Below are 937 nucleotides of genomic sequence, written 5' to 3'. Positions count from 1 at the left end.
GAGCGTGTTTGAGAAGGGTGGGTAACGGTCGGAGCACTTCGCTCTCACTCGGCTGTAGGGCCTGTGAACCTGACCTTCATGACCCGTGAGCCGACCTACCCCTCGGACCTGACCGATGACCAGTGGGCGTTGATCGAGCCCCTGCTCCCACCGGCCAACACCAGCGGACGCCCGGAGAAACACCCCCGCCGCGAGGTCGTCGACGCGATCTTGTACGTGGTGCGCACCGGCTGCTCCTGGCGACACCTGCCCACCGACCTGCCTCCCTGGCAGACCGTGTACTGGCACTTCACCCGCTGGAAGGAGGCAGGGGTCACCGACCGGATCACCGCCGCCCTGCGCCGACAGGTACGGTCGGCCGCCGGCCGAGAGGAGGAACCGTCGGCGGGGATCATCGACTCCCAGAGCGTCAAAGGAGCCGACACCGTCCCCCGGGCGACACGGGGCTACGACGCGGCCAAGAGGATCAACGGCCGCAAGCGGTTCATCGTCACCGACACCCTGGGGCTGCTGCTGGTCGTGTGCGTGATGGCCGCCTCCGTCCAGGATCGCGACGGGGCCAAGACCACGCTGTTGAGCCTGTACCTGGCCACGCCGGTGCGGTTCGTGTTCGCCGATGCGGGGTTCGCCGGGGCCTTGGTGGCCTGGACCCACAGGTTGCTGTCCACGACGCTGCACATCGTCCGCAAGGACCCCGCCCAGGTGGGGTTCGCGGTGATTCCGCGCCGGTGGGTGGTGGAGCGGACCCTGGCGTGGTTGACCGCCCACCGGCGGCTGGTACGGGACTACGAGCGTCAGCCCGGGGTGGCCGAGGAGATGGTGCGCTGGGCCGCGATCGGGCAGATGGTCCGCCGTCTGGCCCGCGGCCGTGACGCGACTCGCCAGCAGGCCTGGACGAGTCAGGGCCCTATTTCCTGACCCTTCTCAAACACGCTCT

The 937-nt window shown here is 68.8% G+C and carries 1 protein-coding gene; it reads left to right on the top strand.

All coding sequences use genetic code 11. The annotated features are described in order from the left end of the window. Positions 1-78: 78 nt before the first annotated feature. Positions 79-918 carry an IS5 family transposase gene (locus tag QJS33_RS31265; protein WP_306371674.1) on the top strand — a complete coding sequence of 280 codons (840 nt, stop codon included), beginning with the start codon at positions 79-81 and terminating at the stop codon, positions 916-918. Positions 919-937: the final 19 nt, after the last annotated feature.

The organism is Nocardiopsis sp. CC223A (genome assembly GCF_030766825.1).
Taxonomy (GTDB): Bacteria; Actinomycetota; Actinomycetes; order Streptosporangiales; family Streptosporangiaceae; genus Nocardiopsis.
Note: the sequence above shows the minus strand (reverse complement) of the source record. Positions and strands in the feature narration are given on the sequence as shown.

Bases quoted from the DNA above. Each gene is read 5' to 3' on its own strand.
- QJS33_RS31265 (WP_306371674.1), top strand. From the start codon at position 79: ATGACCCGTGAGCCGACCTACCCCTCGGACCTGACCGATGACCAGTGG.